Source organism: Paracoccus sp. MA (genome assembly GCF_020990385.1).
Classification (GTDB): Bacteria; Pseudomonadota; Alphaproteobacteria; order Rhodobacterales; family Rhodobacteraceae; genus Paracoccus.
In genome coordinates this window covers 1,513,596-1,538,410 of sequence record NZ_CP087598.1, presented here as the reverse complement: position 1 = coordinate 1,538,410, position 24,815 = coordinate 1,513,596, and the positions used below count along the sequence as shown (strand labels likewise).

Below are 24,815 nucleotides of genomic sequence, written 5' to 3'. Positions count from 1 at the left end.
GCGCCGCGCGCGGATCACTCTGCCGCGTGGCCGGTGACCGGCGCCGGGTTGCCGTCGGATTTCATGCGGAAGCCGCGTTCCAGCTGGTCGAAGGGCGCCACCGGATATTCGCCCGAGAAGCAGGCGTCGCAATATTGCGGACAGGACTTGTTGCGGCCCTCTGCCTCGCCCACGGCGCGATAGAGCCCGTCCAGCGACACGAAGGCCAGGCTGTCGACGCCGATCCATTCGCGCATCTCTTCCTCGGACATCTGCGCGGCCAGCAGCTTGTCGCGGTCGGGCGTGTCCACGCCGTAGAAGCAGGGCCAGGCGGTGGGCGGGCTGGCGATGCGGAAATGCACCTTGGCCGCGCCGGCGTCCAGGATCATGTCCTTGATCTTGCGGCTGGTCGTGCCGCGCACCACGGAATCGTCCACCAGCACCACGCGCTTGCCCTTGACCAGCGCCCGGTTGACGTTGAGCTTCAGCCGCACGCCCATGTTGCGGATCTGCTCGGTCGGCTCGATGAAGGTCCGGCCCATATACTGGTTGCGGATGATGCCCATGCCGAAGGGGATGCCACTTTCATGCGCATAGCCGATGGCGGCGGGGGTGCCGCTGTCGGGCACCGGGCAGACCAGGTCGGCCTCGACCGGGGCCTCGCGCGCCAGTTCCACGCCGATCTGGCGCCGGGTCTCATAGACCGAGCGGCCGCCGATGATCGAATCGGGGCGCGAGAAATAGACATGCTCGAAGATGCAGAACCGGCCCTTGGAGGGGCCGAAGGGGCGCGAGCTTTCGACCTCGCCCTTCGAGATCACCACCATCTCGCCCGGCTCGATCTCGCGCAGGAACTCGGCGCCGATGATGTCGAGCGCGCAGGTTTCCGAGGCCAGCACGAAGCCCTCATCGCCCAGCCTGCCCAGCACCAGCGGCCGCACGCCCAGGGGGTCGCGCACGCCGATCAGCTTGGTGCGGGTCATGGCGATGACCGAAAAGGCACCCTCGACCCGGCGCAGCGCGTCCTTCATCCGCTCGGGGATGTTGCGCTGGATCGACCGCGCCATCAGGTGGATGATGCATTCGCTGTCGCTGCTGGACTGGAAGATCGAGCCGCGCTCGATCAGTTCGCGGCGCAGCGCCATGGCGTTGGTGATGTTGCCGTTATGAGCGATGGCGCAGCCGCCCATGGCGAATTCGCCGAAGAAGGGCTGCACGTCGCGGATCGCCGTCGCCGCCTTGGTGCCGGCGGTGGAATAGCGCACATGGCCGATGGCGAGCGAGCCGGGCAGCGTTTCCATCAGGCTTTGCTTGGTGAAGTTGTCGCGCACATAGCCGAAGCGGTGGGCGCTGTTGAAGCCCTGCTCGGCATCGTGGCTGACGATGCCGCCGGCCTCCTGTCCGCGATGCTGCAGGGCGTGCAGCCCGAGGGCGACGAAATTGGCGGCATCCGTCACTCCGATCACGCCGAACACGCCGCATTCTTCGTGCAGGCGGTCGGAATCGAAGGGATGGGCAAGGAATGGCTGCATCATCACCGACTCTTGGGGCTATTCCGGGGCTGGGTATAGGGGACGTTCGACGCCAATCTAGGGTGTCAGGCCGGCGAAGTCACGCCCCACCGCCATCGCGGGGCGCATTTTATGTCACAAAAGAGCCATATCGTCCTAGTTCGCCGGCGTGGCGGGGACGGGAGTCGCGGCATCGACCGGCTGGCCCACGGGTCCGCAGCTGCGCACCAGCTGCTCGTAGCGGCTGACCACCCAGCCGGGGGCGTCCTGCGGGATCTGCTGGTCCATCTGGCCGCGCATGCGCTCGAACACCTGGGCAGAGCGCGAGTTTTCCACCACCGCGACGGGCTGGGTGGCCATCACCCGGTCATAGACGATGAAGGCGATGGCGACGAGCAGGATGCCGCGCGCCACGCCGAACAGGAAACCCATGCCCTGGTCGACGCCGCCAAGCGCGGAACGCTGCACGACCGAGGAAAACAGCGGCGTGATGATCGAGAACAGCACCAGCGCCAGCGCGAAGACCGTGGCGAAGCCGGCGATGGTGGCCAGCTCGCAGCTGTCGGCCAGGAACTTGTTCAGCCCCGGCACCTGCGCCACCATCGGCCGCACCGTCGGCGCGAAGATGAAGGCCAGCACCGCCGCGCCGATCCAGCCCAGGATCGCCAGCGATTCGCGCACGAAGCCGCGCGCATAGGCCAGGATCGCCGAGAGGATGATCACGGCCGCGACGATGCCGTCGATGATGGTGAATCCGTCCATTTTCACGCCCTTTCGCGGCATTGCCCGCGTCTTGGGACGAGTTCATCCGGCGCCGAATGTCTCGCCCACGAAACTTGTCAGATCCGCGATGCGGTCGATCCGCATCGCGGCCATGCCCTCGACCTTGGTGGCCGCCGGCAGGATCGCCCGTGAAAAACCAAGTTTCTGCGCCTCTTTCAACCTGTTTTCCGCCTGCGCGACCGGCCGTAACGCGCCGGAAAGGCTGATCTCGCCGAAAAGCACGGCTTCGGGCGGCAGCGCGATGTCCTCGCGCGCGCTGAGCAGCGCGGCGGCGATGGCGAGGTCGGCTGCAGGCTCGGCGACGCGCATCCCCCCGGCAACATTGAGAAAAACGTCAAGGCCGGCGAAGGGAACGGCACAGCGCGCCTCAAGCACGGCGAGGATGGTCGAGACCCGGCCGCCATCGAGTCCGACCACGGTTCGGCGGGGACTTGCCAATGTCGAGGGGGCGACGAGGGCCTGCACCTCGGTCAGCACCGGGCGGGTGCCCTCGATGCCGGCGAAGACGGCCGAGCCGGCGCTGGCCTCGCCGCGTTCGGACAGAAACAGCGCCGAGGGATTGGCGACTTCGGAGAGCCCGCCGCCGGTCATCTCGAAGACGCCGATCTCGTCGGCCGGACCGAAACGGTTCTTGTGGGCGCGCAGGATGCGGAACTGGTGGCCGCGCTCGCCCTCGAAATACAGCACGGTGTCGACCATGTGCTCGACGACGCGCGGGCCGGCGATCTGGCCCTCCTTGGTGACATGGCCGACCAGGATGACCGCGGTGCCGCGGCGCTTGGCGAAGGTGACGAGCTCATGCGCGGCGGCGCGGACCTGGGCGACCGAGCCGGGCGCCGCCTCGATCCGGTCGGACCAGAGCGTCTGGATCGAGTCGATCACCGCGACGTCCGGCCGTTCGGCGTCGAGCGTGGTCAGGATGTCGCGCAAGGCGGTCTCGGCCCCCAGGCGGACGGGTGCGTCGCCGAGGCCCAGGCGCTGCGCGCGCAGCCGGACCTGGGCGCTGGCTTCCTCGCCCGAGACATAGATCGCCTGCTGGCCGGCGCGGGCGAAGGCGGCGGCGGCCTGCAAGAGCAGCGTGGACTTGCCGATGCCCGGATCGCCGCCGACCAGCACGGCCGAGCCGGGCACCAGCCCGCCGCCCAGCACCCGATCGAACTCGGCGATGCCCGAGATGGCGCGTGGCGGCGGCGCCTCTTGCGTGGCGAGGCCCGAAAGCGGGATCGGCTTGCCCTTGAGCGTGCCGAGGCCGCGACCGGGGCCCTGGGAAAGCGGCGCTTCCTCGACGATGGTGTTCCAGGCGCCGCAGGCGTCGCAGCGGCCGGCCCATTTGCGATGGCTGGCGCCGCAGGCGGTGCAGGTGAAGGCGGTGATCGGTTTGGCCATGCGGGATATGTGGCAGATCGCGGCGGGGGATGCCATGGGGGGCCGGACGGGCTTTCTCTGTTTCTGAAATACCCCTGCGGCGGTTCCATCAACTCGGGCGCCGGGCCGGGCTGCAAGATGGGTATTTGGAAAACAGAGAAAGCCGCTCAGCTGACACCCAGGCCGGCCCGCATCATGAAGCGGCGGACCGGGGCCACGGCGTAGAGCCCGCCCAGGGCGGCGGCGCGCAGGTCGCGCAGCGGCCGGGCCGAGATCATGCTGGCGCGGTTCAGCGCGTCGATGCCGATCAGCCGGGCCAGCGCCTCGGGACGGCGGCGGCGCTCATAGGCGGCGAGCGATTCCGCGCTGCCCGGGTCCTCCGCCGAGAGATCGAGCAGGGCGGCGAGATCGGCAAGGCTCATGTTCAGCCCCTGCGCGCCGATGGGCGGAACCACATGCGCGGCCTCGGCGATCAGCGCCGTGCGCGGGCTTGTGAAGCGGTCGGCGATCTGGCTGATGATCGGCCATTCCGTCAGCCGCGTCGCCTGGGTCAGGCGGCCCAGCACCCCGGCCGAGCGGCGGTTCAGCTCGGCCTCGAAATCCTCGCGGGGCAGGGCGCGCAGCCGGGCGGTTTCCGGGCCGCGCTCCATCCAGACCACGGCCGAACTGGGCTTACCGTCGCGGTCGGGCAGCGGCACCAGCGTGAAGGGGCCGCCCGAGCGGTGGATCTCGGTCGAAACGTTGTCGTGCGGGCGGTCATGGGTGACGGCGAAGGCCAGCGCCTTCTGGCCGTAGCGCAGCGTGCGGGTGCCGATGCCAAGCGATTCGCGCACCGGCGAGTTGCGGCCGTCGGCGCCGATCACCAGCTTCGCGCGGATGCGGCGGCCATCGGTCAGCGTCGCCAGTGCCTCGCTGTCGCGGGCCAGCAGCCCCGCCGTGCCGGTGCCGGGCAGGAAGCGGACATTCTGCAGCCCGGCGAGGCGGGCCGAGATCTCGCGCTTCAAAAGCCAGTTGGGCAGGTTCCAGCCGAAGGGCTGGTCCGAGATCTCGGCGGCGTCGAAATCACGGGTCAGCCGCGCCTGCGGCAGCTTCCCGCCGGCGTCGATGATCCGCATCACCTGCAGCGCCGTGGCATGCGGGGAAAGGCGGTCCCACAGCCCGGCCGCCTGCAGCACAGCGATCGAGGGGCGCAGGAAGGCGGTGCTGCGCAGGTCCGAGCCCTCGGCCGCCTCGTCGGTCACCGGCGGGGCGGGGTCGACGCAGACCACCCGATGCCCGGCGCTGCCGAAGGCGGCGGCCGCGATCAGCCCGGCGATGCCGCCGCCGGAGACGAGGACCTCGGTATCGTCGATCTGCATGGTCGGGCCCGGCCTAGAACCCGGCCGCATAGGCGGCGAGCATGGCGAAGACCAGCGCCGTCGCGGCCAGCGCGATCAGGCTGAGCCCCGGCAGGCCCCAGAGCACCAGGACCACCACCGAGAGCACCACGGCCAGCAGCGCGAAGGTGAAAAGGCTTCTCGCGGTGCGCGCCTCGGCCCGGTCCTGGGCGGCGGCTTCGGCGGGGGTGAGCGGTTGGGACATGGCGCGTTCCTCGGCTTGCGGTTTTCCTGTCGGGCGGAAGCTCAAGTCTTAACCGGCCCGTCGGTTCCGGCAAGCCCGCGCAGGAAGGCGGCCAGGTCGCCGGTGCGGTAATGCACATGCGGCCCGTGGTCATGGTCCCCGGCAAGCTCGTCCGGGCCGTGTCGGCCCGGACCGACCAGAATCGTCCGCATTCCAAGCTCATGCGGGATGGCGAGGTTCCTGGGGTCGTCCTCGAACATGGCGGCGCCGGCAGGTTCGAACCCCTCGGCGGCCAGGACTGCGGCATAAGAGCGCGCATCCGGCTTGGGGTGGAAGCCCGCTTCCTCGACACCATGGATCGCGTCGAAGACCATCAGCCCGCGATGTTCCAGCACCCGCGTCGCATAGGCGCTGTCGGCATTGGTATGCACGATCTTGCGGCCGGGCAGGGCGGCGATCAGCGCCGCCAGTTCCGGGTCCGGGGTCAGGACCGTGAAGTCGATGTCATGGACGTCGCGCAGATAGGACAGCGGGTCGATGCCATGCTCGGCCATCAGCCCGGCCAGCGTCGTGCCGTGCGTCCGCCAGTAATGGCGGCGCAGCCGGCTGGCCTCCGCCTCGGTCACGCGCAATTCGCGCATGACATAGGCGGTCATGCGCCGCTCGATCTGGGCGAAAAGCCTGACCTCGGGCGCATAAAGCGTGTTGTCCAGATCGAAGATCCAGGTGGAGACATGACGAAAATCCATGGCGCCTGCCTAAACCCGCGGCATGGCGCTTGCAATCGCCGTTCCAAGCGGGGATCGTGCCCGCCATGAAAGACGCCTATTCCCTGATCCTTTCCGCCATCGACAACGGCATCTATCGCCCCGGCGACCGGCTGGTCGAATCCGAGCTGGCCGAGCGTTTCGGCGTCTCGCGCACCCCGGTCCGCGAGGCTTTGCAGCGGCTGGAAACCCAGTCCATGCTCAAGCGCGACGGGCGCAGCCTGATCGTCGCCACGCTGGACCACAACCAGCTGGCCGAGCTTTACACCGTGCGCGCCGAGCTCGAGGCGCTGGCCGCCCGGCTGGCCGCCCGCCACGCCACGCCCGAGGAGGTGCGCGTGCTGGCCGGCATGGTCGAGGACGACCGCGCCATCCTGGGCGACCCGCAGGCCCTGGCGCGGGCGAACCGCCGCTTTCACCACCAGATTCACCTGGCCTCGCACAACCGCTATCTGGTGCAGCAGCTGGACCTGGTGCATCGCAGCATGGCCTTGATGGCGCGCACCAGCCTGGCCGCGCAGGGCCGCGACGTGGTGACGCTGGACGAGCATCAGGCCATCGTCGACGCCATCGCCGCCCATGACGGGGCGGCGGCGGAACAGGCGCTGCGGCACCATATCTCGATGGCCTTCGAGACCCGGCTGAAGGAAGAGGCGCGGCTGGCCGACGAGGAGGAATGATGCGCGAGATCCGGGCCCCCGCCGATCTGGAGGAAGGCGCGGCGCATCTGGTCCGGGTCTGCCCGGTCTGGGCGCGGGAACTGCCGGCGCTGCTGCCCCTGCCGATGCGGCGCTGGCCCGAGGGTTTTCCGGCGATCCGCGACGCGCTGGTCTCGCAGCAGATCTCGACCCGGGCGGCGGCGGCCATCGGCGCGCGCATGGCCGAGGCGGGGCTGGCCGACGAGGCCGGGATCGCCGCGGCAGAGGACGAGACGCTGCGCGCCGCCGGACTGTCGCGGCCGAAGATCCGCTATCTGCGCGGCATCGTCGCGGCCGGGGTCGACTGGCCGGGCTTGCGGGCCCTGCTCGACGAGGAGGTGATCGCCCGGCTGACCGCCCTGCCGGGAATCGGCCGCTGGACCGCCGAGATCTATCTGAAATTTGCGCTCGGCCGCGCCGATGCCTTTGCCGCTGGCGACCTGGCGCTGGCCGAGGCGGCGCGGCTGCTCTACGGCCTGCCCGAGCGGCCCGGCCCGGCGGCGCTGACGGCGCTGGCCGAGCCCTGGCGGCCCTGGCGCGCGGTTGCGGCCCGGGCGCTCTGGGCCTATTACCGGGCCGCAAAGGGGCGCGAGGGCGTCCGTTAGGGGGACGAGATGCTGCGCGAACTGAAATCCGAACGCAAAGGCCCGCAGAAACCCGATTCGGTGGTGGTCTTTCTGCATGGCTACGGCGCCGACGGGGCCGACCTGCTGGGCCTGGCCGATCCGCTGGCGCCGCATCTGCCGGGCACCGCCTTCTATTCCCCGGACGCGCCCGAGCCCTGCCTGAACAACCCGATGGGCTATCAATGGTTTCCGATCCCGTGGATGGACGGCTCCAGCGAAGAGCAGGCCCGCAGCTCGGCCGAGCAATCCTTCAAGGACATCAATGCCTTCCTCGACAAGGTTCTGGCGGATGAGGGGCTGACGCCGGACAGGCTGGCGCTGGTCGGCTTCTCGCAGGGCACGATGATGGCGCTGGCCGTGGCCCCGCAGCGCGACGCCGAGATCGCCGGCGTCGTGGGCTTCTCGGGCCGGTTGCTGGACCCCGAGAACGTGGACAAGGCACGGGTCCGGCCGCCGATCCTGCTGGTGCATGGCGATCAGGATCCGACGGTGCCCTTCGAAAGCATGGGAATCGCCGGCGAGGCGCTGCAGAAGGCCGGCTTCACCGTCTACGGCCATGTGATGAAGAATACCGGACACGGCATCTCTCCCGACGGGCTGTCCGTGGCGTTGGCCTTCCTGAAAGAGCGGTTTGCCGCCAAACCGTGAGGGTTTGATCGATTGGCCTCTTGCGAAACCCGCGGCAGCCCCTACGTTTTTTAAAGAGACACAGAGACGAGGAGAGGCCCCATGACCCTGATCTGGATGACTGCGATCGCCCTGATTCCGACCGGCATGCTGGCCCTGCGTCTCGCCCGTCAGCCGCAGCATGCCGCGGTGCGCGCCCGGCGCTGACCGCCCGGCCCGCGATCAGTCCCAGATCGCGGGATCGGCTATCTCGATTGAATTTCCGGCGGGATCGCGGAAATAGAGCGAGCGGCCGCCTTGCGGCCAGATGAAATCCGCCTCGATCTCGACCCCCGATGCTTCCAGATGCGCGCGCCAGGCGTCGAACAGGCCGGGCTCTGCGGCCATGCAGAAATGCCCCGGCCCCTCGGCGCCATGCGGCGGCACGGGCAGGCGGGCGTCGGGCTTGGGCGGAATCCGGGTCGCACTGGCGCGAAATACCAGCAGCACCTGCGCGCCGCAGCGGAAGAAGACGTGCCGGTCGGGGACGCGGGCGATTTCGGGCAGGCCGATGGTTTCGGTCCAGAAGCGGGCGGCCTCGTCCAGATCCTCGGCGTAAAGCGCCGATTCCAGCGTGCCGATCAGTTTGGGCGGCTTGGTCATGCCGCCATCCTGCCAGCAATCGGCCGGGCAGGCCAGCCCGGCTTGACCTTGCCCCCGCCCCGCGCGACAGCTTGCCTGCAGGACAGGAGGCGCGGCATGGCATGGATCTATCTGGGTGTGGCGGGGTTGCTCGAGGTGGTCTGGGCCTTCGCCATGAAACTGTCCGAGGGGTTCACCCGGCCCTGGCCGACCGCCATCACCTTGGTCGCCATGGTGGCCAGCGTCTGGTTCCTGTCGCTGTCGATGAAGGTGCTTCCGCTGGGCACCGCCTATGTCATCTGGACGGGCATCGGCGCGGTCGGCACCTTCGTGCTGGGGATGGCGCTGCTGGGCGAATCGGCCGACGCCCTGCGCCTTGTCGCGGCGGTGCTGATCGTCGCCGGGCTGGTGCTGATGAAAATCGCCTCGCCGCATTGAGCATGTCACGCCCTTGTCACGCCGCCCGGTTATTTGAGCGCCAGGCATATATTCAGGGACTTGTCAGCCCGGAGCCGCGATATATAGTCGGTGCCATGTTCTGACCCGTCCCGGACAAGGCGAAGCGAGGGCCGATGCTGGACGACCATGGCGAATTCCGAACGCAATTCGTGCGCGAGCCGTCCTGCTTGCGCCACCACCCCGCGCTGGTGCTCAACGCCGATTTCAGGCCGCTCAGCTACTACCCGCTGTCATTGTGGCCCTGGCAAGAGGCGATCAAGGCGGTGTTCCTGGACCGGGTCCAGATCATCGCCGAATATGACGAGGTGGTGCGAAGCCAGCGCCACGCCATACGCATTCCCTCGGTCGTGGTGCTGAAGGATTACGTCAAACCCCAGAAGCGCGTGGCCTTCACGCGCTTCAATCTTTTTCTGCGGGACGAATTCTGCTGCCAGTATTGCGGCGCCAAGGGCGAGCTGACCTTCGACCATGTCGTGCCGCGCTCGCGCGGGGGCGGCACCAGCTGGGAAAATGTCGTCGCCGCCTGCTCGCCCTGCAACCTGAAAAAGGCGAACAAATCGCTGAAGCATTCGGGCCTGAGGCTGCGCCGCCCGCCGCGCCGGCCCACGCCCGAAGAGATGCACGCCATCGGCCGGCGCTTCCCGCCGAACCATCTGCACGAAAGCTGGATGGATTTCCTGTATTGGGATACCGAGCTGATCGCGGATTAGCGCGGTCGCGCATGACGCTGCTTTTTCAAGCGTTTTTCGCGCCAGAGCCTGGGCGGGGGGCCCGCGATTGCCGGCCCGCGCCACGACAATGACAGCGGATCGTTGCAGTCGCCGGCAATGCCGGGTAAAGAAGCCGTCAGGTTTGCGTGATGACATCCAGACCTGTATGCGGCGGGCCGCCCTTCGCCCGGCGCAGCGACTATCGTCCGCGCGCATGGCCGCCGCTGACAGGCGGCCCTGCAGGGCGATCACGAAAGACAAGAAAGGATCTCGTATGTGGACGCGTATTCAGACCGTGGTTGAGGGAAAGCCTGTCTCTGGCGACTGGACGATCTGCCGCAATGAGGTGCCGGTCGGGCGTATCCGCCACGATCCGCAAGTGCCCGGCGTCGCCGCCTGGGCCTGGAGCCTGTTGCACGATCCGGCTGCCGGCGGACGGGCATGGACGGAGGAAGCGGCCATGTCGGCGGTCAAGGACAGTGCCGAGAAACCGGGCGACGCAGCCGCCTGAGACAGTCCGGGCCGGGCGGCGATGATGCCGCCCGTCCGTTTCCGCCAGGCCGCCCGCACCTTGCGGGCCGGATGCGGGAGAATCTAGCTTCGGTGATCGCGCGTCGTCAGATGCGCGATCGCGGCGGCCAGAAGCGCCAGAAGACCCAGCGCGAACAGCGGGATGCCAACGGCGCTTGCCGCCCAGATCGTCAGCCCTGCGGCCAGGATCACGGCGAGAATCAGGATCAGGAAATGCGGCAGCGGCATGTCATCCTCCGTTGCCTTCAATATGGTCTCGGCGGCGCGGCTGGAAAAGGCCCCGCCGCGGTTTTGCGCATGCTGTTGCCGATGAATCGGGCCGGGGCGGAGCATCGCCTGCGCGATCTGGAAAATGTTCGCTAAATGTTCTAGTCTGGCGGCATGAGCCTGCCACCCCGGAACCCCGACGAGATCCTGCGCGCCCGCGGCGCCGACTCGCGCCCCGCCGCGCGCTTCGAGCCCTATCGGGCCGAGCGCGAGGAAGACGGCTGGGACATCCCCGAAGAGCAGAGCCTGCTGCGCACCGAGGTCACGCAGGAGCGGGCGCGCTCGATCATCACCCGCAACACCTCGCCCGATATCTCCTTCGACCGCTCGATCAACCCCTATCGCGGCTGCGAGCACGGCTGCATCTATTGCTTCGCCCGGCCGAGCCACGCCTATCTGGGCCTGTCGCCGGGGCTGGATTTCGAGACGCGCATCACCGCCAAGCCTAACGCTCCCGAATTGCTGGAAGCCGAGATCGGCCGGCGCGGCTATGCGGTGGCGCCCATCGCCTTCGGCACCAATACCGACCCCTACCAGCCCGTCGAGGCCAAGCTGGGCATCATGCGCGGCTGCCTGCAGGTGCTGCATGACTGGAACCATCCGCTGAGCCTGGTGACGCGCGGCGCCACCGTGATGCGCGATGTCGACCTGCTGGGGGCGATGGCGGCCAAGGGGCAGGTGATGGCCGGCGTCTCGATCACCACGCTGGATGCCGAACTGGCGCGGCAGATGGAGCCGCGGGCGCCCGCGCCCTCGACCCGGCTGCGGATGATCCGGGCCCTGGCCGAGGCCGGCGTGCCGGTGCGGGTCATGGTGGCGCCGGTGATCCCGGTGCTGACCGAGCACGAGATGGAGCGCATCATGCAGGCCGCCCGCGATGCCGGGGCCAGCGCCGCCAGCATGATCCCGATCCGCCTGCCGCTGGAGGTGGCGCCGCTGTTCCGCGACTGGCTGGAGCGGCACCATCCCGGCAAGGCGAGGCATGTCATGGCGCGGGTGCAGGCGATGCGCGGCGGGCGCGACAACGACCCGCGCTTCGGCAAGCGCATGCGCGGCGAGGGCCCCGAGGCCGAGCTGCTGCACCAGCGCTTCCGGCTGGCCCGCAAGCGGCTGGGGCTGGTGCGCGAGGCCGAGGTGCTGGATTGTAGCCGCTTCGGCCCGCCGCCCCGGACGGGGGACCAGCTGTCGCTGTTCTGATTACTCGCCCGGCCCCATGGCTTCGGCGATGCGGGCCGAGATGCGCTCGGGCGAGGGGCGCGGCCCGCGCGGCGCCGCGACCAGCGCGTCGCGCATGGCGGCCAGATGCTCGGGCGTGGTGCCGCAGCAGCCGCCGATGACGCGCACGCCCAGATCGCGGGCCAGCACGGCGAATTCCGCCATGACCCCGGGCGTCGCATCATAGATCAGCCCGCCGTCCTGATAGCGCGGCACGCCGGCATTCGGCTTGGCGATCAGCGGCCGTTCGTTGCCCGAGGCGGCGAAACCCGCCACCGCCATCAGCAGCTCGGCCGGGCCGGTGCCGCAATTCGCGCCATAGGCCAGCGGCGGATAGGGCAGCCGGTCGATCAGCGCGGCGAGTTGCGGCGGCGTCACCCCCATCATGCTGCGCCCGCCCGGCTCAAAGCTCATCATGCCGCACCAGGGCATGCCGACCGCCTGCGCGGCCTTGGAGGCGGCGCGCATCTCCTCGGCGGCGCTGATCGTCTCGATCCACAGGATGTCCGCGCCGCCCTCCTTCAGCGCCTGCGCCTGTTCGGTGAACATGGCGGTCGCCTCGGCCTCGGTCAGCCGGCCCATCGGCGCCATGATCTCGCCGATGGGGCCCATCGAGCCGGCGACGATCACCGCGCGGCCGGTCCCGGCCACAGCCTCGCGTGCCAGGCGGGCGGCGGCGCGGTTCAGCGCGGCGACGCGGGCCTCGGCCTTGGCCAGCCGCAGCCGGCTGGCATTGGCGCCGAAGCTGTTGGTCAGGATGATGTCGGCGCCCGAGGCGATCATCTGCCGGTGCAGCTCGCGCACCTTGTCGGGATGGGTTTCGCACCACAGGTCCGGCGCCTGTCCCGGCGCCAGCCCCATGTTGTAGAGATTGGTTCCCGTCGCCCCGTCGGCCAGGAGCCAAGGGCGTTCGCCGAGCATCCTCGACAGCTGGTCAGGCATGGTCTTTCCCGTTCTGCGGCAGGATCGGGGAATCATAGCCCATCCTGCCGGGAAGTCATTGGGACATTTGCGGCCCGCTCAGCGCGAGCGGATCATGCCCATGATGTCCTTGGTGCGCTCGACGATCGGTTGGGCGATGGCCTGCGCCTGGTCGGCGCCGCGGCCGAGGATGCGGTCGATCTCGGCCGGGTCGGCCATGAACTCGGTCATCCGCCGGGTGATCGGCGCCAGGGCCTCGACCGCCACCTCGGCCAGCGCGGGCTTGAAGGCGCCGAAGCCCTGGCCCTCGAAGCGGGCCAGCACCTGATCGCCGCTCTCGCCGGTCAGCGCGGCATAGATGTTGACCAGGTTCTTCGCCTCGGGCCGGTCCTTCAGCCCCTCCATCGTGCCGGGCAGCGGATCGGCATCGGTGCGCGCCTTGCGGATCTTTTGCGCGATGGCGTCGGCATCGTCGGTCAGGTTGATGCGGCTGGCATCCGAGGGGTCGGATTTCGACATCTTCCTGGACCCGTCGCGCAGGGACATGACGCGGGTGGCCGTGCCCTCGATCATCGGCTCGGTGATCGGGAAGAAGTCCACGCCGTAATCGTGGTTGAACTTGGCGGCGATGTCTCGGGTCAGCTCCAGATGCTGCTTCTGGTCCTCGCCCACCGGCACGGCGGTGGCGTGATAGGCCAGGATGTCGGCGGCCATCAGCGACGGATAGGCCAGAAGGCCGAGGCTGGAATTCTCGCTGTTCTTGCCGGCCTTGTCCTTGAACTGGGTCATGCGATACATCCAGCCCACCCGCGCCACGGTGTTGAACAGCCAGGCGAGCTCCGCATGCTGCGAAACCTGGCTCTGGTTGAACAGGATCGAGACCTCGGGGTCCACGCCCGAGGCCATGAAGGCCGCCGCGACCTCGCGGGTGTTGTGCCTGAGCTTCTCGGGCTCCTGCCAGACGGTGATCGCGTGCAGGTCCACGACGCAATAGATCGTCTCGGCCCCCTTGCCCTGATAGTCCGCAAAGCGTTTCAGCGCGCCCAGATAGTTGCCCAGCGTCAGCCCGCCCGAGGGCTGGATGCCGGAAAAGATGCGCTTGGCGAAGCTCGTGGTCATGGCACTACCTGCTTGGAAAATCCCGGTGGCTGGCTTACCTCTTGCCCCGGTCGGGCGCAACCGCCCGCAAGGAGGGCTTGCGCAACAGCCCACTGGAAAGGAGCCTCGATGCGACCCGGTTACGATGAATCGCCGCTGAACCCCGTGCCCGCCGTGGTCTGGATGATCGCCCTGCCGATGATCGCCTGCGAGGCGGTGTTCGGCCTGGCGCAGATGGGCTTCATCGGCGGCGGCGGGCAGGGCGCCGGCCTCGCCATGCGCCAGATCGCGGTCGAGCGCACCGCCTATATCCCCGAATTCGTGCTGCGGCTGTGGCAGATGAAGGTGTTCCTGCTGGACCAGAGCTGGCGCATCCTGACCTATTCCTTCGTGCATCTGTCGCTGACCCATGCGCTGTTCGTCATCGTCTTCACGCTGGCGCTGGGGAACCTGATCGCGAACCAGTTCCGGCCTTGGGCGGTCGCGGCGCTGTTCTTCGGCTCGGCCATCGGGGGCGCGCTGGTCTATACGCTGGCGGCGGGGCTTCTGCCGCAGTTCCGCTTCCAGGCGCTGATCGGCGGCTATCCGGCGGTCTACGGCTTCGTCGGTGCCTTCACCTTCCTGCTCTGGACGCGGCTGGGGCAGGAGAACGCGAACCGCCTGCGCGCCTTCACCCTGATCGGCATGCTGCTGGCCTTCCAGCTGGTCTTCGGCATCCTGTTCCAGGACGGCAGCCTGACCTGGATCGCCGAGATCGCCGGCTTCTGCTGCGGCTTCCTTCTGTCCTTCGTGCTGGTGCCGGGCGGGATCGGGCGCGTGATGCGCCAGATCCGTCAGCGCTGACGCCGCAAGCCCGCGCGCAGGTCCGAGGGCCGGAACGCGCCCAGCACCAGCGCCGCCGCGCCATAGGCCGCCATGCCGCCCAGGACCAGCGCGGCCAGCGCCAGATAGCGCGTCCCGGGCTGCTCCAGCGTGTCGCCCAGGGCCAGCATCAGGCCCCAGATCACCGCGCCCATGACCGCGGATGCCGCGCAGATGCGGGGCAGGCGGTGGCGGAAGCGGTCGTCGAGCGCGGCCGCCTCGCCGAAGGCTTTCGTGCCGCGCCAGAGCTGCGCCGCCATGGTCCAGCCGGCGACGGTGGTGCCCCATGCGGCGGCGGAAAAGCCGATGAAGGGCGCCAGCCCCAGCGCCACCACCGCATTGACCACCATGGACCAGACCGCGAAGCGGAACGGGGTGCGGGTGTCCTCGCGGGCGAAATACAGCGGCTGCAGCACCTTTTGCAGGACGAAGGCCGGCAGGCCGAGCCCGTAGATTGCCAGCGCCAGCGCGGTCGGCCCGACATCGGCAGTCAGGAAGGCGCCGCGCCGGAACAGCACCGAGATCAGCGGATAGGCCATCACCACCAGCGCCACCGCGGCCGGCACGGTCAGGAACAGCGCGAATTCGGCGGCGCGGTTATAGGCGTGCCTGCCGCCGCCGGTATCGCCGGATTTCAGCCGGCGCGAGATGTCGGGCAAAAGCACGATGCCGATGGCGATGCCCACCACCCCCAGCGGCAGCTGATACAGCCGATCGGCATTGGTCAGCCAGGCGATGGCGCCGTCGAAGAACGAGCCGACCTGCCGCCCGACCAGCAGGTTGACCTGCACCACGCCGCCCGCCAGCACCGCGGGCGCGGCCACGGCCAGCAGGCGCCGCATGTCCGGCGTCAGCCGCGGCCGGCGCAGGCGCAGCGGAAAGCCCATGCGCTTTGCCGCCCACCAGACGGTGAAGAGCTGCGCGATGCCCGAGACCGGGGTGGACCAGGCCATGGCCAGCCCCATGTCCCAGCCCCGCCAGTCGGCCAGCAGCATGGCGGCGATCAGGACGAAGTTCATCAGCACCGGCGCGGCGGCCGCGGCCATGAAGCGCCCGCCGGCGTTCAGCAGCCCCGAAAGCAGCGCGGTCAGCGAGATGAACAGGATATAGGGAAAGCAGATGCGGCCATAGATCACCGCCAGCTCGAAACGCTCGTCGCCCTGGAAGCCCGCGGCCTGCATCAGCACCAGCCAGGGCATGGCCAGATGCGCGATCAGCGACACGACCAGCACCACCGAGAACAGCCCCGAAAAGGCCTCCTCGGCAAAGCCGCGCGGGTTCTCGCCGCTTTCCAGCCGCTTGGCGAACATCGGCACGAAGGCGGTGTTGAAGGCGCCCTCGGCGAAGAAGCGGCGGAACATGTTGGGCAGGGTGAAGGCGACGATATAGGCCTGCGCCACCGGGCCGGTGCCCAGATAGGCGGCGATCATCACGTCGCGGACGAAGCCTACGACGCGGCTGGCCAGAGTCCACGCCCCCACCGAGAGGAAGCCCCGGATTAGTCTGATCGGTTGCATCTTTGGTCCCTCAGAACGTCCCGCCCAGCGGCCGCCCGGCGCGTTCGGCGCGCTCGGCCCCGTCCTTGATCGCCTGGCGCAGCTTCTTCTCCAGCGACTCGCGGCGGCCGGCCTGGTGCAGCTTCAGCCCGAACATGTCCTTGACATAGAAGGTGTCCACCACCTGCGCGCCGAAGGTGGCGATCACCGCGCTGGCGATCTGGATATGGTTGTCGGCCAGGGTGCGCGTCAGGTCGTAGAGCAGGCCGGGACGGTCGCGGGTATCGACCTCGATGACGGTGTAGACGTCGCTGCCCTCGTTGTCGAAGGTGATATGCGTCGGGAAGCGGAAGGCGCTGTCGCGCTTGCGGGGCTTGTCGCGGCCGGCCAGCGCCTCGCGCGCGACGATCTCGCCCTTCAGCGTGCGCTGGATCATGGTGTGCAGGCGCGGCAGCCGGTCGGCGGCATAGGGATGGCCGTCGGCATCCTGCAGCCAGAACACCGCCGTCGCGAAACCGTCCTTGGTGGTATAGGTGCGGGCATCGACGATGTTCGCCCCGACCAGCGCCAGCGCCCCGGCCATGCGCGAGAAGATGCCGGGATGGTCGGCCAGCACGAAGGCGGCGCGGGTGGCGTCGCGGTCGGTGTCGGGATGCAGGTCGGTGCGGATCTCGTCATCGCCCAGGTCCTTCAGCATCTCGGCAAAGACATATTGCGTCTCGGTCGGCAGGCCCGGCCAGTAATTGTCGTAATGCCGGCCCAGCTCGGCCTTGATCGCCTTCGGCTCCCAGCCCTTGGCGGTCAGCAGGTGGCGCAGCGAGCGCTTGGCCTCGCCGGTGCGCTTGTCGCGGTTCAGCTCCTCAAGGCCGTTTTCCAGCGCCGCCTTGGTTTCCTGGTGCAGCTTGCGCAGCAGCATCGCCTTCCAGTTGTTCCAGGTGCCGGGGCCGACGCCGCGGATGTCGCAGACGGTCAGCACCAGCAGCATGTCCAGCCGCCGGGTGGTCTTCACCGCCTTCGCAAAGTCGCGCAGCGTGCGCGGATCGGCGATGTCGCGTTTCTGCGCCACGTCCGACATCAGCAGGTGGTTGCGGATCAGCCATTCGATGGTCTCGATCTCGTCCGCCGGCAGGCCGAAGCGGGTGCAGATGCGCCGCGCCAGCCGGGCGCCCAGGATCGAATGGTCCTCGGCCCGGCCCTTGCCGATGTCGTGCAGCAGCACGGCAAGGTAGATCACCCGCCGGTTCACCTTGCCCCGCATGATCTTGCTGACCACCGGCAGGTCCTCGGCATCCTCGCCGCGCTCGATGGCGGCCAGGGCGGCGACGCATTGGATCAGGTGCTCGTCCACCGTGTAATGGTGATAGACGTTGAACTGCATCATCGCCACCACCGGAGCGAATTCCGGGATGAAGGCGGCCAGCACGCCCAATTCGTTCATCCGGCGCAGCGAGCGTTCCGGGTTGCCGTGCTTCAGCAGCAGGTCGAGGAAGATGCGCACCGCCTCGGGGTCCGAGCGCATGCGGTCGTCGATCATCTCCAGATTGGCCGCGACGGCGCGCATGGCGTCGGGATGGATCAGGATGCCGGTCCGCAGCGCCTCCTCGAAGAGCCGCAGGATGTTCAGCGGATCGGACAGGAACTGCTTCTCGTCGGCATAGGTCAGCCGCCCGCGATCCACGCGAAAGCCGGCCCGGACGCGGCGGCGGCGCTGGAACAGCCGGTTCATGATCGGCGCCTTGTAAAGGTGCCTTGCCTCCAGCGCGACGAGGAACACCCGGGTCAGCTCGCCGACCTTGGTGGCGTGCAGGAAATAGTCCTGCATGAAGATCTCGACCGCGCGGCGGCCGCCGAGGTCGCGATAGCCCATGCGCTTGGCCACCTCGACCTGCATGTCGAAGGTCAGCTGGTCCTGCGGCCGGCCGGCGATCAGGTGCAGGTGGCAGCGCACGGCCCAAAGGAAATCCTCGGCCTGCCAGAAGGTCAGGTGCTCGTCGCGGGTGAAGAAGCCCAGGTCGACCAGTTCCACGGCGCGGTCGACGCGATGGATGTATTTGGCGATCCAGTAGAGGGTCTGCAGGTCGCGCAGGCCGCCCTTGCCCTCCTTGACGTTGGGCTCCAGCACATAGCGCTGCCCACCCTGGCGGCGGTGGCGCTCGGCGCGTTCGGCCAGCTTCGCCTCGATGAACTGGGGGACGGTCTTGTCGAACAGCTCGGACCAGAGCCGGTCGCGCAGGGTTTCGGCGGCGGTGGCGTGCCCGCAGATCAGCCGATGCTCCAGCAGGCTGGTGCGGATGGTGATGTCGCCGGCGCCCAGCCGCAGGCAGTCATCGACCGAGCGCGTGGACTGGCCGATCTTCAGCTTCAGGTCCCACAGCATGTAGAGCATGGATTCGACGACGCTTTCCGCCCAGCCGCTGACCTTCCACGGCGTCAGGAACAGCAGGTCCACGTCGGATTGCGGCGCCATCTCGGCCCGGCCATAGCCGCCGATGGCCAGCACCGCCAGCCGCTCGGCATCGGTGGGGTTGAGCAGCGGGTGCAGGATGGTGGTCGCGACGTGATGGATCGCCAGCACGACGGCGTCGGTCAGGCTGGCGATGGCGCGCACCGTCTCGCGCGCGGCGCGGGGGTGGGACATGAAGCCGGCCGCGATATCCTCCATGGCGGCCGCGCGCGCCTGGGACAGGATGGCGACGGTGCGGGCGCGGATCTCGCGCGGCTCGGCGATATCCGCCAGCGCGCCGGTCAGCGCGGGCAGGAAGCTTTCGGGGGCGAACAGCGAATGCGCCCCGGGCAGGGCCGGGGCGCTTTGCGGCAAGGTGTCGGTGTCCCTGGCGCTCAAGATCAGAACCCGAAGCCGCCGAAGCTGCGCGGCGCCGGATCCAGCACCACCACCTGGTTGCCCCGCACCGTGGCCACCGCCAGGGCGCGTTCGTTGGTGCCGTCCCGCTTGAGACGGAAGGCGCCCGAGACCCCGGCGAAGCCCGCGCTCTGCGTCAGGCCCGAGGTGGTCAGCGCATTGCGCTTGCCCGCCCGCACCAGCGCCGCGATGGCCGCGACCCCGTCATAGGCCAGCGAGCCCAGCTCGTGCGGGGTCTCGCCATGGGCGGCGCGGTAACGCTGGTCGAACTGCGCCTTGAGCGTGGTGTCGGGAATGGCGAACCAGCCGCCCTGCACGCCGCGCAGCTGCAGCCGGGCCGAGGGCTGGTCCCAGCGCGTCAGCCCCATCATCTGCACCGAGGCCGAGGTGACGCCGGCATCGGCCAGCCTGTCGGTCAGATAGGGCAGCACCGCGCCCTGGTTCGCGGTCAGGAAGACCGCGTCGACATTGCCCGACAGCGCCGCCTGGGCGACATTCGGCACGATGCCGTCGATGCCCTGCTTGGATAGCGGATGCACGGCGGTGCCGACCAGGGTGGCGCCGTTGCGCTGGATGGCGCGCTGGATCGCGTGGGCGCCGACCTGGCCGGCAGTGTCGTCCTCGGCCACCATCAGGATGCGGCGCTTGCCGTTCCTGACGCCGTATTTGACCAGCCGGTCGGCGACGTTGTCGAAGGTGTTGCCCAGCACGAAGACATTGCCGCCGGCGATGTCGGTGTTGTTCGAGAAGGACAGCACGTTGACGCCCTGCGGCGCCATGGCATTGCCGACCGCATTGGCGCTGTCGGCGAAAAGCGGGCCCAGGATGATCTTGGCACCCTCGGCCACCGCCTGGTTGGCCATGGCGACGGCCGTGCCGGGCTCCGAGCCGGCATTGTAGATCCGCAGGTCGATGGTCGCGCCGCGCGCATCCGCGGCCGCCATCTTGGCCGAATTGGTCAGGGAGCGCGCCAGCCAGTCCAGATCCGCGCTGCCCGTGCCCCCCGGCACCAGCAGCGCCACCGGCACCGGCTGCGACGGGTCGATGCTCTGGCCGGTCTGCGGGCCCGAGGCCCCCATCTCGATGGGCTGGCAGGCGGCAAGCGTCACGGCGGCAAGGACAGCTCCGACGCGCGCCAGCGGACGGCGCAGGTCGAAGGCGCCGCGGATCGTTTTCAGGACGGTCATGGCGTGATTCCCTGTTGGATCGAGGCTGGGGGTTTGATGGGGGCAGGTTATTGGCATATTCCGGACATGGCAACTTGCCCGGCAGAGAGAAAGGGACCCGCGATGGAGGACAGCGCCAGCACAACCGGGACGGGCGCGCGGCCGCTTTCCCTGACCGTTTCGGCCGCCGCGCCCGAGCCGGGCCTCTACCTGGTCGCGACCCCGATCGGGGCGGCGCGCGACATCACCCTGCGGGCGCTCGACGTGCTGAACACGGCCGATGTGCTGGCGGCCGAGGATACCCGCAACCTGCGGCATCTGCTGGATATTCACGGCATCGCGCTGCGCGGCCGGCGGCTCGTCGCCTATCACGACCACAATGCCGACCGGGCACGCCCGGCGATCCTCGCGGCGCTGGGCGAGGGGAAGAGCGTGGCCTATGCCTCGGATGCCGGCACGCCGCTGGTCGCCGATCCGGGCTACCGCCTGGCGCGGGACGCCGCCGAGGCCGGGTTTGCGGTTCGCGCGCTGCCCGGGCCATCGGCGGCGCTGGCGGCGCTGTCGGTCTCGGGCCTGCCCAGCGACCGCTTCCTGTTCGTCGGCTTTCCCCCGGCCGCCGGCGGCGCGCGCCGGAAATGGATCGAGAGCTGGCAAAAGGTCGACGCGACGGTGATCGCCTTCGAAAGCCCGAGGCGCGTTAAGCAACTGTTGGAGAACTTGTGCGAAACTGAGGCGAATCGGTCTACGGTGATCTGCAGGGAACTGACCAAGAAGTTCGAAGAGGTGATGCGTGGCAGCGCGGCGGAGCTGGTCGAAAAAATCCCTGCGGAAGGGTTGCGCGGCGAGGTCGTGGTGCTGTTCGGGCGTCCCGAACCCGTCGTCGCGGATGAGGGCAGCTTGCGCGTGGCTCTGGACGGGCTGCTGGGCACGCTGTCCGTGAAAGAGGCGGCGGCAGAGGTTGCTGCGCGGTTCGGTCTGCCCCGGCGCGAGGTCTATGCGCTGGCGGTGGAGATGAAGAGGGAACGGGAATGAAGTTCGAAAGAATCTCCGAGGGGACGCCTGTTCCGGCCATCGGCGTCAGGGCGCGGCGGGGTGCCGTCGCCTGTGCCGCAGGCCGTTTCGCCGAGGAATCGGTGGCGCGGGAATATCGCCGGCGCGGCTATGAGGTGCTGGCCGAGCGTTGGCGCGGCCGGGGCGGCGAAATCGACCTGATCCTGCGCAAGGATGAGGAATATGCCTTTGTCGAGGTCAAGAGGTCGCATTGTCACGACCGCGCGGCCGAGCGGATCAGCGGCCGGCAGATCGCCCGGATCTGCCAGGCTGCGCTGGAATATTGCGGGCGCCTGCCTGCGGGCCTGCTGACCGCGATGCGTTTCGATGCCGCGCTGGTCGACCAGCTCGGCCGGGTCGAGATCATCGAGAATGCCTTTGGCATGAACTGACCGCTGCGGCTTGCAAACCCGGCCCGCGCGCGCGACAAGATCGCTCGAAACAGGCTGGGGATGATGGCATGAGTCTTTACGTGGCCCTGCAGATGGACCCGATCGAGCAGGTCTCGATCGACGGTGACAGCACCTTCCGGCTGGGGCTCGAGGCCGAGGCGAGGGGGCACCGGCTGTTCCAGTACACCGCCGACCGGCTGAGCTATAGCGAGGGCAGGATCCTGGCCCGAGGCCGCCCCGTCACGCTGCGGCGAGAGCCGGGCAATCACGTGACCTTCGGCGACTGGGTCGATGTCGACCTGTCGGAATTCGACGTGGTCTGGCTGCGGCAGGACCCGCCCTTCGACATGGGCTACATCACCACCACCCACCTGCTGGATCGATTGCATCCCTCGACCTATGTGGTCAACGATCCGTTCTGGGTGCGCAACAGTCCCGAGAAGCTGCTGGTGCTGGATTTTCCCGAACTGACGCCACCGACGCTGATCACCCGCGACCTGGCGCAGATCCGTGCCTTTCGCGAGCGGCATGGCGATTTCATCCTCAAGCCGCTCTACGGCAATGGCGGGGTCGGCATCTTCCACATGCGGCCCGACGATCCGAACCTGTCCTCGCTGGTCGAAACCTTCCTGGCCAACAGCCGCGAGCCGATCATCGCGCAGAAATACCTGCCCGCGGTGGTCAGGGGCGACAAGCGCATCATCCTGGTCGATGGCGAGCCGGTCGGCGCAATCAACCGCGTCCCGGCCGCGGGCGAGGCGCGCTCCAACATGCATGTCGGCGGCCGTCCCGAGAAGATCGGCCTGACCGAGCGGGAATACGAGATCTGCGCCCGGATCGGCCCGGTCCTGCGCGAGAAGGGGCTGATCTTTACCGGAATCGACGTGATCGACGGTTGGCTGACCGAGATCAACGTGACCTCGCCCACCGGCATCCAGGAACTCGAGCGGTTCGATGGCGTCAACGCCGCGGCGCTGATCTGGGAGGCGGTCGAGCGCCGGCTGGCGGAGCGAGGCTGACCTCCGGGTTCATCCAGGGGGCACGGCGTGCTGCGGATGAGACTATCGGGCAGGTGAGGCCTCGATTGCGAATGTTCCGTGGCCGGGCCTTTTCGCAGCATTCCCGGCACCTTCCGGGGGCGCTGATATTTCCCGGCTGCAGGATGGCGAGACAGCAGCACCGGTTGACAATATGCGGATGCGGATCAGTGCCGTGCTGTCAGGCCATCGGGAAATAGCGGCCGCTTTTCCACCGGTAGCGACATTCGGTGCGTATCGCGGTGCTTCCGGTATTTTATGAACGGCTTCATCACCTCGACCGGCGGTCGAGAGTTTCGCCTTGGCGAGGTGGATCCCCTCGCGCCACGGGAGCAAGGGGCGTGATCGAGGCAGGCGCCGGCCGAAGGCGCTTGTTCGCCTGGCGCAGATCTCGGCTCCGCATAATGCATCCTGCGAAAGAATCCGGGCCCTCACACCTCTGCAGGCGCGTGAAAATCTGGAGGTCGAGGATATGGTGGTCATATCGCCCAGGCAGACCGGTCGCCTGAACTCAGTCACAAGACGTGTGGCCTCCGACTGGCCCCCGAAGAACCGGCGGGCACGCCCTCAATCCGGCCGGCCGAAGGGCAGGCGGTAGGTCAGCGCCTCGGCCAGGTGCGGCTGGCGGATCGCCGGGGAACGGTCCAGGTCGGCAATGGTCCTCGCGCTGCGCAGGATGCGGTGGTAGCCGCGCGGCGTCAGGCCCAGCCGCTCGGCCGCCAGGGCCAGCAGCGACCGGCATTCGCTGTCGAGCGGCGCGATCTCCTCGAGCAGACGGCCCGAGGCGTCGGCGTTCACCCGCGCCGACGGATGGCCGGCGAAACGTTCGGTCTGGAGCATCCGGGCGGCGGCGACCCGCTCGGCGACGCTGGCCGAGCTCTCGCCGGTCGCCGGCAGGCCCAGGTCCTCGATGGCGACCTGCGGCACCTCGATGCGCAGGTCGAAGCGGTCCATCATCGGCCCCGAGACCCGGCCCAGATAGTCCGATCCGCAGCGCGGCGCCTTGGAACAGGCGCGCGCGGCGTCGGCGATCTCGCCGCAGCGGCAGGGATTGGCGGCGGCGACCAGCAGGAAGCGCGCCGGATAGCGGATATGGGCATTGGCGCGCGAGACGTGGATCTCGCCGGTCTCGATCGGCTCGCGCAGGGCGTCGATGACCCGGCGCTCGAATTCCGGCAACTCGTCGAGAAACAGCACGCCATTATGCGCCAGGCTGGCCTGGCCGGGCCGGGCATTGCGGCCGCCGCCCACCATCGCCGCCATCGAGGCGGTGTGATGCGGCTGGCGGAAGGGCGCCATGCGCGAGATCCCGCCCTCGGCCAGGAGCCCGGCGACGGAATGGATGATCGAGGTCTCCAGCGCCTCGGGCGGGGTCAGCGGCGGCAGGATGCCGGGCAGGCGGGTCGCCAGCATGGACTTGCTGGCTCCGGGCGGGCCGACCATCAGCAGGTGATGGCGGCCGGCGGCGGCGATCTCCAGCGCGCGGCGCGCGCGCTCCTGGCCCTTGACCTCGGAGAGGTCGGCCTCGTGCACGGTTTCGGCCAGCTCGCCCGGCGCGGCGCGGGGCAGGGGCGCGCGGTCGGTCAGGTGATCGACCGCCTCGCGCAGGGTGCGCGGCGCAAAGACCGGCACCGCGCCGACCCAGGCCGCCTCGGCCCCGCAGGCGCGCGGCACCAGCAGCGCCCGGCCTTCCTCGGCCGCGGCCATGGCGGCGGGCAGGGCGCCCGCCACCGGCGAGAGCCGGCCGTCCAGCGCCAGTTCCCCCAGCGCCACCACGCGCTCCAGCGCCTCGGCCGGGACGATCTCCAGCGCGGCCAGCACGGCCAGCGCGATGGGCAGGTCGAAATGCGAGCCCTCCTTGGGCAGGTCGGCGGGCGACATGTTCACCGTCACCCGCCGCGAGGGCATGGCGATGGAGAGCGCCCCGAAGGCGGCCTTGACCCGCTCGCGCGCCTCGCTGACCGATTTGTCGGGCAGGCCGACGATGCCAAATCCCGGCAGGCCCGGCGAAACCGAGCATTGCACCTCGACCAGCCGCGCCTCGACCCCGTCGAAGGCCACGGTATAGGCAATCGCCGCCATCACCTCTCCCCATGTCACAGGGGCTCTGGTTAACCCGCCGGAGCTTAAAGATTGGTTAACGGGCGCGGCTTGCTTGTTCCGCGGCCCGCTTCGGCCTATGTGCAGGGCGAACGTCACGGCAGAGGAAGCGACC

The 24,815-nt window shown here is 69.0% G+C and carries 25 protein-coding genes; 11 read left to right on the top strand and 14 right to left on the bottom strand.

All coding sequences use genetic code 11. The features are described from left to right. Positions 1–14 precede the first annotated feature (14 nt). The 6 genes from purF to LOS78_RS14675 form a co-directional block, all read right to left on the bottom strand. Complete coding sequence (gene purF, locus LOS78_RS14700; protein WP_230378525.1) at positions 15–1,511, bottom strand: amidophosphoribosyltransferase; 1,497 nt, start codon at positions 1,509–1,511, stop codon at positions 15–17. Positions 1,512–1,646: 135 nt separating this feature from the next. Continuing rightward, positions 1,647–2,252 carry a CvpA family protein gene (locus tag LOS78_RS14695; RefSeq protein ID WP_028712370.1) on the bottom strand — a complete coding sequence of 202 codons (606 nt, stop codon included), beginning with the start codon at positions 2,250–2,252 and terminating at the stop codon, positions 1,647–1,649. A 42-nt stretch (positions 2,253–2,294) separates the two neighbouring features. Beyond that, positions 2,295–3,659 (bottom strand): DNA repair protein RadA, encoded by a 1,365-nt coding sequence (radA, locus tag LOS78_RS14690; RefSeq protein WP_230377302.1) that lies wholly within the window; start codon positions 3,657–3,659, stop codon positions 2,295–2,297. Positions 3,660–3,805: 146 nt separating this feature from the next. After that, on the bottom strand, positions 3,806–4,996 hold the full coding sequence (locus LOS78_RS14685) for a UbiH/UbiF family hydroxylase (RefSeq protein WP_230377301.1): 1,191 nt from the start codon (positions 4,994–4,996) through the stop codon (positions 3,806–3,808). A 13-nt stretch (positions 4,997–5,009) separates the two neighbouring features. Beyond that, positions 5,010–5,219 carry a hypothetical protein gene (locus LOS78_RS14680; protein WP_028712373.1) on the bottom strand — a complete coding sequence of 70 codons (210 nt, stop codon included), beginning with the start codon at positions 5,217–5,219 and terminating at the stop codon, positions 5,010–5,012. Between the two features lie 41 nt (positions 5,220–5,260). Beyond that, positions 5,261–5,947, bottom strand: a complete 687-nt coding sequence (locus LOS78_RS14675; RefSeq protein WP_230377300.1) for a pyrimidine 5'-nucleotidase — start codon at positions 5,945–5,947, stop codon at positions 5,261–5,263. A 65-nt stretch (positions 5,948–6,012) separates the two neighbouring features. Here LOS78_RS14675 and LOS78_RS14670 point away from each other — a divergent pair, with 65 nt between their 5' ends. Genes LOS78_RS14670 through LOS78_RS14660 form a run of 3 tightly spaced genes read left to right on the top strand, consistent with a single transcriptional unit; the run spans position 6,013 to position 7,937 of the window. Continuing rightward, the gene (locus LOS78_RS14670; RefSeq protein WP_028712375.1) at positions 6,013–6,645 is read left to right on the top strand and encodes a GntR family transcriptional regulator; all 633 of its coding nucleotides are present in this window, start codon (positions 6,013–6,015) and stop codon (positions 6,643–6,645) included. Then, the gene (locus LOS78_RS14665; protein WP_230377299.1) at positions 6,645–7,268 is read left to right on the top strand and encodes a DNA-3-methyladenine glycosylase; all 624 of its coding nucleotides are present in this window, start codon (positions 6,645–6,647) and stop codon (positions 7,266–7,268) included. The genes LOS78_RS14670 and LOS78_RS14665 overlap by 1 nt, the downstream gene beginning before the upstream one ends. 9 nt (positions 7,269–7,277) lie before the next feature. After that, the gene (locus LOS78_RS14660; RefSeq protein WP_230377298.1) at positions 7,278–7,937 is read left to right on the top strand and encodes an alpha/beta hydrolase; all 660 of its coding nucleotides are present in this window, start codon (positions 7,278–7,280) and stop codon (positions 7,935–7,937) included. Positions 7,938–8,138: 201 nt separating this feature from the next. Here LOS78_RS14660 and LOS78_RS14655 read toward each other — a convergent pair whose 3' ends face one another. Further along, positions 8,139–8,558: a VOC family protein gene (locus tag LOS78_RS14655; RefSeq protein ID WP_230377297.1), complete on the bottom strand. Its 420-nt coding sequence runs from the start codon at positions 8,556–8,558 to the stop codon at positions 8,139–8,141. A 96-nt stretch (positions 8,559–8,654) separates the two neighbouring features. Between LOS78_RS14655 and LOS78_RS14650 the strand changes: the two genes are divergently transcribed. The 3 genes from LOS78_RS14650 to LOS78_RS14640 all read left to right on the top strand — a co-directional run bounded on the left by LOS78_RS14650 (position 8,655) and on the right by LOS78_RS14640 (position 10,217). Continuing rightward, positions 8,655–8,975 (top strand): multidrug efflux SMR transporter, encoded by a 321-nt coding sequence (locus LOS78_RS14650; protein ID WP_028712379.1) that lies wholly within the window; start codon positions 8,655–8,657, stop codon positions 8,973–8,975. Between the two features lie 134 nt (positions 8,976–9,109). Then, entirely contained in the window at positions 9,110–9,706 is a 597-nt protein-coding gene (locus LOS78_RS14645) for an HNH endonuclease (protein ID WP_028712380.1), read from the top strand. A 274-nt stretch (positions 9,707–9,980) separates the two neighbouring features. Continuing rightward, positions 9,981–10,217: a hypothetical protein gene (locus tag LOS78_RS14640; RefSeq protein ID WP_028712381.1), complete on the top strand. Its 237-nt coding sequence runs from the start codon at positions 9,981–9,983 to the stop codon at positions 10,215–10,217. Positions 10,218–10,300: 83 nt separating this feature from the next. Here LOS78_RS14640 and LOS78_RS14635 read toward each other — a convergent pair whose 3' ends face one another. After that, positions 10,301–10,465 carry a hypothetical protein gene (locus LOS78_RS14635; protein ID WP_198019324.1) on the bottom strand — a complete coding sequence of 55 codons (165 nt, stop codon included), beginning with the start codon at positions 10,463–10,465 and terminating at the stop codon, positions 10,301–10,303. Between the two features lie 153 nt (positions 10,466–10,618). Between LOS78_RS14635 and LOS78_RS14630 the strand changes: the two genes are divergently transcribed. Further along, the gene (locus tag LOS78_RS14630; protein WP_230377296.1) at positions 10,619–11,701 is read left to right on the top strand and encodes a PA0069 family radical SAM protein; all 1,083 of its coding nucleotides are present in this window, start codon (positions 10,619–10,621) and stop codon (positions 11,699–11,701) included. Here the strand turns inward: LOS78_RS14630 and bmt are convergent, their stop codons facing one another. Continuing rightward, a complete protein-coding gene (gene bmt / locus LOS78_RS14625) occupies positions 11,702–12,661 on the bottom strand; it encodes a betaine--homocysteine S-methyltransferase (protein ID WP_230377294.1) in 960 nt (319 codons plus the stop codon). A 78-nt stretch (positions 12,662–12,739) separates the two neighbouring features. Beyond that, positions 12,740–13,759 (bottom strand): tryptophan--tRNA ligase, encoded by a 1,020-nt coding sequence (trpS, locus tag LOS78_RS14620; protein ID WP_230377293.1) that lies wholly within the window; start codon positions 13,757–13,759, stop codon positions 12,740–12,742. 108 nt (positions 13,760–13,867) lie between these two features. On the opposite strand from trpS, the gene LOS78_RS14615 reads away from it, so the two are divergent. Continuing rightward, positions 13,868–14,581, top strand: a complete 714-nt coding sequence (locus tag LOS78_RS14615; protein WP_028712385.1) for a rhomboid family intramembrane serine protease — start codon at positions 13,868–13,870, stop codon at positions 14,579–14,581. Here LOS78_RS14615 and murJ read toward each other — a convergent pair. From murJ to LOS78_RS14600, 3 genes are read right to left on the bottom strand one after another with little or no spacing between them, the layout of a single operon-like run. Then, positions 14,572–16,116 (bottom strand): murein biosynthesis integral membrane protein MurJ, encoded by a 1,545-nt coding sequence (gene murJ / locus LOS78_RS14610; RefSeq protein WP_230377291.1) that lies wholly within the window; start codon positions 16,114–16,116, stop codon positions 14,572–14,574. The two genes, LOS78_RS14615 and murJ, sit on opposite strands and share 10 nt — an antisense overlap. A 10-nt stretch (positions 16,117–16,126) precedes the next feature. Next, positions 16,127–18,937, bottom strand: coding sequence for a [protein-PII] uridylyltransferase (locus LOS78_RS14605; RefSeq protein ID WP_028712387.1), 2,811 nt, complete (start codon positions 18,935–18,937; stop codon positions 16,127–16,129). A gap of 2 nt (positions 18,938–18,939) precedes the next feature. Continuing rightward, positions 18,940–20,142 (bottom strand): penicillin-binding protein activator, encoded by a 1,203-nt coding sequence (locus LOS78_RS14600; protein ID WP_230377289.1) that lies wholly within the window; start codon positions 20,140–20,142, stop codon positions 18,940–18,942. A 102-nt stretch (positions 20,143–20,244) separates the two neighbouring features. Between LOS78_RS14600 and rsmI the strand changes: the two genes are divergently transcribed. The 3 genes from rsmI (at position 20,245) to gshB (ending at position 22,582) form a co-directional block, all read left to right on the top strand. Beyond that, a complete protein-coding gene (rsmI, locus tag LOS78_RS14595) occupies positions 20,245–21,153 on the top strand; it encodes a 16S rRNA (cytidine(1402)-2'-O)-methyltransferase (protein WP_230377287.1) in 909 nt (302 codons plus the stop codon). Then, on the top strand, positions 21,150–21,563 hold the full coding sequence (locus LOS78_RS14590; RefSeq protein ID WP_230377285.1) for a YraN family protein: 414 nt from the start codon (positions 21,150–21,152) through the stop codon (positions 21,561–21,563). Before rsmI ends, LOS78_RS14590 begins: the two co-directional genes overlap by 4 nt. Before the next feature lie 68 nt (positions 21,564–21,631). Continuing rightward, positions 21,632–22,582: a glutathione synthase gene (gshB, locus tag LOS78_RS14585; RefSeq protein WP_028712391.1), complete on the top strand. Its 951-nt coding sequence runs from the start codon at positions 21,632–21,634 to the stop codon at positions 22,580–22,582. A gap of 585 nt (positions 22,583–23,167) precedes the next feature. On the opposite strand, the gene LOS78_RS14580 is transcribed toward gshB, so the two are convergent. Continuing rightward, the gene (locus tag LOS78_RS14580) at positions 23,168–24,682 is read right to left on the bottom strand and encodes a YifB family Mg chelatase-like AAA ATPase (RefSeq protein ID WP_230377284.1); all 1,515 of its coding nucleotides are present in this window, start codon (positions 24,680–24,682) and stop codon (positions 23,168–23,170) included. Between the last annotated feature and the right edge of the window lie 133 nt (positions 24,683–24,815).

What these genes read in the sequence shown, in the direction of transcription:
- rsmI (WP_230377287.1), top strand. Translation starts at nt 20,245, where the DNA reads ATGGAGGACAGCGCCAGCACAACCGGGACGGGCGCGCGGCCGCTTTCC.
- radA (WP_230377302.1), bottom strand. Translation starts at nt 3,659, where the DNA reads ATGGCCAAACCGATCACCGCCTTCACCTGCACCGCCTGCGGCGCCAGC.
- LOS78_RS14615 (WP_028712385.1), top strand. Translation starts at nt 13,868, where the DNA reads ATGCGACCCGGTTACGATGAATCGCCGCTGAACCCCGTGCCCGCCGTG.
- LOS78_RS14670 (WP_028712375.1), top strand. Translation starts at nt 6,013, where the DNA reads ATGAAAGACGCCTATTCCCTGATCCTTTCCGCCATCGACAACGGCATC.
- LOS78_RS14580 (WP_230377284.1), bottom strand. Translation starts at nt 24,682, where the DNA reads ATGGCGGCGATTGCCTATACCGTGGCCTTCGACGGGGTCGAGGCGCGG.
- gshB (WP_028712391.1), top strand. Translation starts at nt 21,632, where the DNA reads ATGAGTCTTTACGTGGCCCTGCAGATGGACCCGATCGAGCAGGTCTCG.
- LOS78_RS14600 (WP_230377289.1), bottom strand. Translation starts at nt 20,142, where the DNA reads ATGACCGTCCTGAAAACGATCCGCGGCGCCTTCGACCTGCGCCGTCCG.
- LOS78_RS14650 (WP_028712379.1), top strand. Translation starts at nt 8,655, where the DNA reads ATGGCATGGATCTATCTGGGTGTGGCGGGGTTGCTCGAGGTGGTCTGG.
- LOS78_RS14630 (WP_230377296.1), top strand. Translation starts at nt 10,619, where the DNA reads ATGAGCCTGCCACCCCGGAACCCCGACGAGATCCTGCGCGCCCGCGGC.
- trpS (WP_230377293.1), bottom strand. Translation starts at nt 13,759, where the DNA reads ATGACCACGAGCTTCGCCAAGCGCATCTTTTCCGGCATCCAGCCCTCG.
- LOS78_RS14660 (WP_230377298.1), top strand. Translation starts at nt 7,278, where the DNA reads ATGCTGCGCGAACTGAAATCCGAACGCAAAGGCCCGCAGAAACCCGAT.
- LOS78_RS14685 (WP_230377301.1), bottom strand. Translation starts at nt 4,996, where the DNA reads ATGCAGATCGACGATACCGAGGTCCTCGTCTCCGGCGGCGGCATCGCC.
- LOS78_RS14680 (WP_028712373.1), bottom strand. Translation starts at nt 5,219, where the DNA reads ATGTCCCAACCGCTCACCCCCGCCGAAGCCGCCGCCCAGGACCGGGCC.
- murJ (WP_230377291.1), bottom strand. Translation starts at nt 16,116, where the DNA reads ATGCAACCGATCAGACTAATCCGGGGCTTCCTCTCGGTGGGGGCGTGG.
- LOS78_RS14635 (WP_198019324.1), bottom strand. Translation starts at nt 10,465, where the DNA reads ATGCCGCTGCCGCATTTCCTGATCCTGATTCTCGCCGTGATCCTGGCC.
- LOS78_RS14675 (WP_230377300.1), bottom strand. Translation starts at nt 5,947, where the DNA reads ATGGATTTTCGTCATGTCTCCACCTGGATCTTCGATCTGGACAACACG.
- LOS78_RS14645 (WP_028712380.1), top strand. Translation starts at nt 9,110, where the DNA reads ATGCTGGACGACCATGGCGAATTCCGAACGCAATTCGTGCGCGAGCCG.
- LOS78_RS14695 (WP_028712370.1), bottom strand. Translation starts at nt 2,252, where the DNA reads ATGGACGGATTCACCATCATCGACGGCATCGTCGCGGCCGTGATCATC.
- bmt (WP_230377294.1), bottom strand. Translation starts at nt 12,661, where the DNA reads ATGCCTGACCAGCTGTCGAGGATGCTCGGCGAACGCCCTTGGCTCCTG.
- LOS78_RS14590 (WP_230377285.1), top strand. Translation starts at nt 21,150, where the DNA reads ATGAAGTTCGAAAGAATCTCCGAGGGGACGCCTGTTCCGGCCATCGGC.
- LOS78_RS14665 (WP_230377299.1), top strand. Translation starts at nt 6,645, where the DNA reads ATGCGCGAGATCCGGGCCCCCGCCGATCTGGAGGAAGGCGCGGCGCAT.
- purF (WP_230378525.1), bottom strand. Translation starts at nt 1,511, where the DNA reads ATGCAGCCATTCCTTGCCCATCCCTTCGATTCCGACCGCCTGCACGAA.
- LOS78_RS14640 (WP_028712381.1), top strand. Translation starts at nt 9,981, where the DNA reads ATGTGGACGCGTATTCAGACCGTGGTTGAGGGAAAGCCTGTCTCTGGC.
- LOS78_RS14655 (WP_230377297.1), bottom strand. Translation starts at nt 8,558, where the DNA reads ATGACCAAGCCGCCCAAACTGATCGGCACGCTGGAATCGGCGCTTTAC.